Origin of the sequence: Umezawaea sp. NPDC059074, from assembly GCF_042738955.1 — a bacterium.
Taxonomy (GTDB): Bacteria; Actinomycetota; Actinomycetes; order Mycobacteriales; family Pseudonocardiaceae; genus Umezawaea.
In genome coordinates this window covers 1-7,508 of record NZ_JBHYHC010000243.1, presented here as the reverse complement: position 1 = coordinate 7,508, position 7,508 = coordinate 1, and the positions used below count along the sequence as shown (strand labels likewise).

Below are 7,508 nucleotides of genomic sequence, written 5' to 3'. Positions count from 1 at the left end.
GCCTTTTGGCCCGATCAAGGGGCAAATCTAGGGGCCCCAAATCAAATCGGACACAGCGGGCTGGAAATCGAAGCCGCCGACCGGCCAGGCTGGAAATCGAAGCCGCCGACCAGCCCAGCTGGAAGCCGGAGCCGCCGCGTGAGCGGGCTGGGACAGGCAGTCGGAAATCAGGCGGTCTTGTCGATGGTGGCGCTGGCCAGCACCAGATCACCCTCGGCATCCGGGCGGTACAGGGCCACCGCCTGACCGGGGGCCACCCCGGTCAAGGGCTCACGCAGGTGAACCTGGAGCCGATCCCCCACCAGCTCGGCGACAGCCGGAGCAGTCCCACCATGCGCACGGACCTGCGCCACGCACTCCACCGGCCCGTCCAACGGAACCCCGTTCGGCCACGAAGCCCGAACAGCGACGATCTCCGTCACCGCCAACTTCTCCGCCGCGCCAACCCGAACGTTCCCCGACACCGGCTCCAAGGACAGCACATACCGAGGACGGCCGTCAGAAGCCGGAGCGTCGATGCCCAAGCCCTTGCGCTGGCCGATCGTGAACTCGTGCACGCCCGCGTGCCTGCCCAGGACCGCGCCGGTTTCGTCGTCGATCAGCAGGCCCGGTGACTGGCCCAGGCGGTTGCCGAGGAACTTCTGGGTGTCGCCGTCGGGGATGAAGCAGATGTCGTGGCTGTCCGGCTTCTCCGCCACGCCAAGGCCCCGTGCGGTGGCTTCGGCTCGGACGTCGGCCTTGGTGGTGTCGCCCAACGGGAACATGGCGTGGGAGAGCTGTTCGTGCGTGAGGGACGCCAGTACGTACGACTGGTCCTTGGCGTCGTCTGCGCTTCTGCGCAGCTCGACCACGCCGTCCTCTGTGGACAGTCTGGCGTAGTGGCCGGTGCAGACGGCGTCGAAGCCCAAGGCGATGGCCTTGTCCAGCAGAGCCTCGAACTTGATTCGTTCGTTGCAGCGCAGGCAGGGGTTGGGGGTGCGGCCTGCCGCGTATTCCGCGACGAAGTCGTCCACCACGTCCTCGGTGAAGCGTTCGGCGAAGTCCCACACGTAGAACGGGATGCCCATCAGGTCTGCCGCGCGCCTGGCGTCGTGGGCGTCCTCGATGGTGCAGCAGCCCCGTGCGCCTGTGCGGAGGGTGCCGGGCTTTGCGGAGAGGGCCAGGTGGACGCCGGTGACGTCGTGGCCCGCTTCTACCGCGCGGGCGGCCGCTACCGCCGAGTCGACGCCGCCGCTCATCGCCGCCAGGACACGCATGGGGCCTACACCTCCGCCTTGATGTTCTTGTCGCGTGAACGGCGCATGCCCGCGAGGCCTGCGCTGCGGGCGCGGTCCACCACCGGGCCGATGGCGTCCGTGAGGTCCTGCACGTCCTGGGCGGTCGAGGTGTGGCCCAGGGAGAAGCGGAGTGAACCTCGTGCCAAGGCGGGTTCCACGTCCATGGCCAAGAGGACGTGGCTGGGTTGGGCCACGCCCGCTGTGCAGGCCGAGCCGGTGGAGCACTCGATGCCCTTGGCGTCCAGGAGCATCAGGAGGCTGTCGCCCTCACAGCCGGGGAACGTGATGTGGGCGTTGCCCGGTAGCCGTTGGGGGCCGGGGTCGCCGTTGACGATCGCGTCGGGGACCACGCGGCGGACGTTGGCGATCAGGTCGTCTCTGAGCGCGGCTACCGTGGCGGCGTTCGCGGGCTGGTCCTCGACCGCTCGGCGGACGGCCGCGGCCAAGCCGACGATGGCGGGGACGTCGAGGGTGCCGGAGCGGACGTCCCGCTCCTGGCCGCCGCCGTGGAGCAGCGGGGTGGCGGCGACGTCGCGGCCGAGCAGCAGGACACCCACGCCGTACGGGCCGCCGACCTTGTGGCCGGTCATGGTGAGGGCGTTCGCGCCGGACGCGGTGAAGTCGACCGGGACCGCGCCGACCGCCTGCACGGCGTCGGTGTGGAACGGGACGCCGTGCGCGGCGCAGACGGCCGCCAGCTCGGCGACGGGGTTGATGGTGCCGACCTCGTTGTTCGCCCACATGGCCGTGACGACCGCCACGTCGTCGCCCTGGAGGGCCTCGCGCAGCACGTCCGGGTGGACGCGGCCGTGGCCGTCGGTCTCCAGCCAGGTGACCTCGGCGCCGTCCTGGTCCGCGAGCCACTGGACCGCGTCGAGCACGGCGTGGTGCTCGACCGCCGAGGCGAGGATCCGCCTGCGGCGGGGATCGGCCGCTCGGCGGGACCAGAAGATCCCCTTGACGGCCAGGTTGTCGCTCTCGGTGCCGCCGCCGGTGAAGATGACCTCGGACGGGCGGGCGCCCAGGGCGTCCGCGATGTCCTCGCGCGATTCCTCGACGGCGCGGCGGGCCCGCCTGCCGGAGGTGTGCAGCGAGGAGGCGTTGCCCAGGGTGGACAAAGCCCGCGTCATCGCCGTGATCGCATCCGGGTGCATCGGCGTGGTGGCAGCATGATCGAGGTAGGCCATCGCGTTCCCAGGGTAGCCCGTTCAGGCAACGGGCTTGGTGCGCGGACCCGTGAGGAACGCGCCGAGCACCGCCAGCGCCGCCATCGCGAGGTCGAACGGGATGATCGCGGCGGTCGGGGCGGCCGTCGAGGCGAACGTGGCGACCACGACGCCGCCGAGGCCGACCAGGAACGCGGAGCCCAGCATGTCGCTGATCTGCACCGCCGAGGAGTTGAAGCCGCGGTCGGCGTCCGTGGAGGCCGCCAGGACGAGCACGCTGACGCTGGACACCGCCAGGCCCATGCCCGAGCCCGCGATGGCCCACAGCGGGGCCGTGGCCCACGCCGGACCCCACTCGGGGGCGATCAGCGTCACGCCCGCGATGCCCGTGGCGTTGAGCACAAAACCCCAGCGGACCAGGCTGCCGCGCGGGATGTCCGGCCTGCGGGACTGCCAGAGCGACGCGGCGCACCAGCCGAGCGCGCTGAGCGTGAGCGGGATGCCCGCCTCGATCGGCGAGTAGCCGTGGACCGACGTGAGCGTGAGGGGGATGAACGCCTCGGTCGCGAAGAACGAGCCCGCGAGCATCCCGCGGGCCAGCACGGCGACCGGCAGACCGCGGCGGGCGGTGAGCGTGCCCTTGGGGAGCAGCACGCGCAGCGACGGCACCAGCACCACGAGCCCGGCCACGCCCAGGACGAGGTTCAGGCCGCTCGGGTGCTGGGCGGCCCAGCTCAACGCCGAGACGCCCACCCCGCTGCCGACGGCGGCGGGCACCAGGCCGCGGCGGGCCGGGACCGCGCCGTCGGCGTGCTTCGGCAGGGTCCGCAGCACCGGGACGAGCAGCAGGAAGCCGATCAGCACCAGCGGGGCCAGCGCGAGGAACACCAGCCGCCACGTGAGGTGCTCGGTGAAGAAGCCCGCGAGCGCGGGACCGACCAGCGACGGCACCACCCAGGCGGCGGCGAGCACCCCGAACACCGCGGGGCGGTCGCGCTCCGGGTAGACGAGGCCGATCACCACGTAGATGGCCACGATCTGCACGCCCGCGCCGAACCCCTGGAGCACCCGCCCGGCGAGCAGCACCCCCATGTCCTGGGCGAACCCGGCGATCAGCAGACCGGCGAGGAACACCAGCGGACCGGCCAGCAGCGCGGGCTTGGGGCCGCGCAGGTCGCAGAAGCGGCCGGACAGCACCGTCGCGACCACGCTGGAGGCGAGGAACGCCACGAACGGCCACGCGTACAGCTCGTCGCCGTGCAGGTCCGACACCATCCGCGGCATCGCGGTGCTGACCCCCATCGCCTCGAACGCCAGCAGCGTCACCAGGAGGACGATCCCGGCGGTCGGTCCCCGGCGGTCCGGGGACCACAACCTGCTGCTCTCGGCGCTCTCGGTGGTGGTCACCGCCCTATCGTTCAACCTCCACCGGGGTGGAGGTCAAGTTGATATGCGCCCTGGTCGCGGCCGTGCCGTGCACGACGCGCTCCGCGGCGCGCTGGGCGAGGCCGGCGAGTTCACGCCGAGTTGCCGCCCGGCCGGGCGCGATCTCGTCCAGCACGTGCACCTCGACGACGAGCCCCCGCAGCCGGACGACCCGGCGAACGGAGTCGACGAGCGTGTCCGTGCCGACGAACGCCGGGGACGTCGTGGGCGTGCCGTCGGCGAGCCGGTAGCGCAGCACGACCGGGCGCACCGGCACACCGGCGTCCAGCGCTGCCTGGAACAGCGCGGGCCGGTAGCCGCCGGAGGCCAGTCCGCACCACGTGGTGCCCTCGGCGTGGATGCCGACCGCCGCGCCCTCGCGCAGCGCGCCCGCCAGCTCGGCGACCGTGCCGGGCAGCAGCGACAGGCGCTCGCGGTCCAGGTAGACGGTCCGGGCGGCGGTGATGATCCGACCCAGCACCGGCCAGTCGCGGATGTCGCGCTTGGCGACCATCCGGATCGGCTGCACGCCGTCGATCGCCAGTTCGTCCAGCCAGGACACGTGGTTGCTGACCACCAGCACCCCGCGGCCCGGCGTCTCCTGGAAGCGGTCGGGGCCGTGGACCTCGATGCGGGCCCCGAAGGCCCTCGCCAGGGTGCGGAACCAGTGGCGCAGCACGGTTTCGCGCGCGTTGCCGCGCAGCAGCAGGACGAAGGCGCCCGCCAGCAGGACGGTGACGGCGGCGACCAAGCGGAACGCGGCCCGGAAGGCCCCGACCGTCGGGGCGGAACGGTCCAGGCAGCCCTCACCGCACGGCGAGTTCGGCATCCACGCGTGCGTCACGGCTCCTCCCCCAGGAAGAACTTGAGGTACCTCTTGTCCATCTGCGAGGGGTTCATCAGGACGAACAGGTCCGCGACCCCGAAGTCCGGGTCGTGCGCGGGCGGGCCGCACACCTTCGCGCCCATCCGCAGGTAGCCCTTGAGCAGCGGCGGCAACTGGGTCTTCGCGGGCGCCGCGCCGGGCGTCCACGGCGACAGCGGCCGGACCCGGAACTCCTCGGCCGCGTAGTGCTTGGCGCGCACGGTCTCCCACACGCCCGACGCGTGCTCGCCGCCGTCCGCCAGCGACACCGACGCGCACCCGGCGAGCCAGGTGTGGCCGGACAGCAGCATGTACCGCGCGATCCCGGCCCACACCAGGCTGACGACCGCTCCGCTGCGGTGGTCGGGGTGCACGCAGGACCGACCGGTCTCCACCAGCGTGTGGCGCAGGTGTGCCAGGTTGGTGAGGTCGAACTCGGTCTCGGAGTAGAAGCCGCCTGCCTCCCGAGCGCGGTCCGGAGGCAGCATCCGGTACGTGCCCACGATCTCGCCGGACGAGTCGTCGCGGACCACCAGGTGGTCGCAGAACTCGTCGAACCGGTCGACGTCGTGACCTGGGACGGACGTGTGCAGGGAAGCGCCCACCTCGTCGGCGAACACCTGGTGGCGGAGCCGTTGTGCGGCAACGACTTCCGCGCTGTCACGCGCGACAAGGAGGGAGTACCCTGGCGTGCCGGTCGCGGGCCTCGCGGTGCTGACAAGCAGTTGCGGCTGCGTCATGGCTCAAGGTCTACCGACCTGATGGGTACCGGCGGCAGGTCGAAGCGATGACGCGTACGTGCCATCTCGATGAATGGCCGGTTCTCAGGTTCCGCTCAGGAAGGCCTGCTATCGCGGAGTAACACCCGCGCGGCGGGCCTCGATGAGTCCAGCACTCGCACACGCAAGGAGATTCCACGTGGAGGTCAGGCGGTTCCGCCCACCACCGGGATGGCCACGGCCGCCCCAGGGATGGGTGCCTCCCCCTGGCTGGGCACCGGACCCGTCCTGGCCGCCCGCACCAGCGGGCTGGCAGTTCTGGGGCCCGGTGGCCCAGGCGCACCTGACCGCACCGGTCCCCCGGATCAAGGTGCCGGTCATACCGCCGCCCGCTTCCAACGGCTTCGGCAGCCGCCGCAAGGCGTTGGAAGCGGAGAACGCCCAACTCCGCCAGGCGTTGGCGAGCGCGGGCGACCTGGAGGACTCGGTGCGCGCCGAGGGCATCAGGATGATGGAGGCCCAACTCCAGGACGTCCTGGCCCAGATCTCCCGCGCCCGCGCCGAGTTGGAGGCCGTCCGCGACGAGCTGATCAACGCCTCGGACGTGGCTCTCCTGCAGGCAGCGGGTGTGTATGCGTATGCGCACCCGCTGGACGACGCCGTGGCGTACCGGGAACGGATCGTGGCCCTCAAGGAGGACACGAAGGCGTACGTGCGCACCGGCAACGCCGTCACGGCGACGACGAGCTGGCAGGTGAACGGGTCGTTGAGCGAGGGGAAGAAACTGGTCGACGACTTCTCCAAGCTGCTGCTCCGCGCGTACAACACCGAAGCCGACAACTGCGTCCGCACGGTGAAACCGCAATCGCGGCAGAACTCGGTGGAGCGGCTGACGAAGATCTCGGAGTCGATCGCCAGGCTGGGGCAGGCGATGGAGATCCGGATCGACGACCGGTACCACCGGTTGAGGTGCGCGGAAATCGTGCTGACGGCCGATTACCGGGCGAGGGTGGAAGCCGAGAAGGAAGAAGCTCGGGCCGTTCGGGAAGAGATGAAGGAACAAGCGGCGGCGGCTCGGGACTACGAGCGGGCGCGGGCGAAGTGGGACAAGGAACAGGCGCACGTCGAAAGCTCGCTGGCGGCGTTGCTGCGGCGGGGCGACGGGGATTCCGTGGCGGCGTTGGCGTTCCGGTCGCGGTTGGAGGAGATCGAAGCCGCGCGGCTGGAGGTCGAGGAGATCGCCGGGAACGCGCGGGCCGGGCACGTTTACGTGATCAGCAACATCGGGGCGTTCGGGGACGGCGTGGTGAAGATCGGGATGACGCGGCGGCTGGATCCGTACGACCGGATCCGGGAACTCGGAGACGCTTCGGTGCCGTTCCGGTTCGACGTGCACGCGCTGGTGCAGAACGCTGATGCGGTGGGGTTGGTGCGGGAACTGCACGAGAGATTCGCGGAGAGACGGATCAACCGGGTGAATCCCCGGCGGGAGTTCTTCCGGGCAACACCGGGGGAAGTGCTGGCGGCGTTGCGGGAGATTCCGGGGGCGGACGTGGTGGAGTTCGTGGAACGGCCAGAGGCACCGGAGTGGCGGGCCAGTACGCCTTGAGGGGTGGGGTTGGCGGCTGACCGGGCTTGGGTCTGACGGCTGGGGTTGGGGCTGGAGTCTGGGGACGGGTGTTGGGCTCCGGCCGGACCTGGGGACTGGGGTTGGGCTCCGGCCTGGGGACCGGCGTTAAGCCCTGGCCGGAGCCGGCGACTGGCGTTGGGCTCTAGCCTCGGGACTGGTGTTGAGCCTTGGCCCAGGACCTGGGGACTGGCGTTGCGCTCTCGCCGGAGCCTGGGGATTGGGTCTTGCCCTGGACTGGATCTCGCGCCTGCTGACCAGCGCTGTGCCTGGTCTGGAACCTCGGGACTGGCGTTGTCTTGGGCTCGACCCCGTGCCTGCTGGCGGCCTGAATCTCAAGCGGGCGCACGCAACTGGACCATCGCCCGAGCAGTCCCCTCCCTGCACCCCGATCCGAAGCGCCTTCGCACCCGTTTTGTCTTGTCAAGG

Annotated in this window: 6 protein-coding genes; 1 reads left to right on the top strand and 5 read right to left on the bottom strand. The window is 71.2% G+C overall.

The window, feature by feature from the left end:
* Positions 1 to 167: 167 nt before the first annotated feature.
* The 5 genes from mnmA to ACFWW9_RS45225 are packed head-to-tail and all read right to left on the bottom strand — an operon-like array spanning position 168 to position 5,473.
* Positions 168 to 1,256 carry a tRNA 2-thiouridine(34) synthase MnmA gene (gene mnmA, locus ACFWW9_RS45245; protein WP_390389699.1) on the bottom strand — a complete coding sequence of 363 codons (1,089 nt, stop codon included), beginning with the start codon at positions 1,254 to 1,256 and terminating at the stop codon, positions 168 to 170.
* A 5-nt stretch (positions 1,257 to 1,261) separates the two neighbouring features.
* Complete coding sequence (locus ACFWW9_RS45240; protein WP_390389697.1) at positions 1,262 to 2,464, bottom strand: cysteine desulfurase family protein; 1,203 nt, start codon at positions 2,462 to 2,464, stop codon at positions 1,262 to 1,264.
* Positions 2,465 to 2,485: 21 nt separating this feature from the next.
* Positions 2,486 to 3,850 carry an MFS transporter gene (locus tag ACFWW9_RS45235; protein WP_390389694.1) on the bottom strand — a complete coding sequence of 455 codons (1,365 nt, stop codon included), beginning with the start codon at positions 3,848 to 3,850 and terminating at the stop codon, positions 2,486 to 2,488.
* A gap of 4 nt (positions 3,851 to 3,854) precedes the next feature.
* Positions 3,855 to 4,712 (bottom strand): lysophospholipid acyltransferase family protein, encoded by an 858-nt coding sequence (locus ACFWW9_RS45230; RefSeq protein ID WP_390389691.1) that lies wholly within the window; start codon positions 4,710 to 4,712, stop codon positions 3,855 to 3,857.
* Positions 4,709 to 5,473 (bottom strand): GNAT family N-acetyltransferase, encoded by a 765-nt coding sequence (locus tag ACFWW9_RS45225; protein WP_390389690.1) that lies wholly within the window; start codon positions 5,471 to 5,473, stop codon positions 4,709 to 4,711. Before ACFWW9_RS45225 ends, ACFWW9_RS45230 begins: the two co-directional genes overlap by 4 nt.
* A 235-nt stretch (positions 5,474 to 5,708) precedes the next feature.
* Here ACFWW9_RS45225 and ACFWW9_RS45220 point away from each other — a divergent pair, with 235 nt between their 5' ends.
* Entirely contained in the window at positions 5,709 to 7,061 is a 1,353-nt protein-coding gene (locus tag ACFWW9_RS45220) for a DUF4041 domain-containing protein (RefSeq protein WP_390389689.1), read from the top strand.
* Positions 7,062 to 7,508: the final 447 nt, after the last annotated feature.

Bases quoted from the DNA above. Each gene is read 5' to 3' on its own strand.
- ACFWW9_RS45225 (WP_390389690.1), bottom strand. From the start codon at position 5,473: ATGACGCAGCCGCAACTGCTTGTCAGCACCGCGAGGCCCGCGACCGGC.
- mnmA (WP_390389699.1), bottom strand. From the start codon at position 1,256: ATGCGTGTCCTGGCGGCGATGAGCGGCGGCGTCGACTCGGCGGTAGCG.
- ACFWW9_RS45240 (WP_390389697.1), bottom strand. From the start codon at position 2,464: ATGGCCTACCTCGATCATGCTGCCACCACGCCGATGCACCCGGATGCG.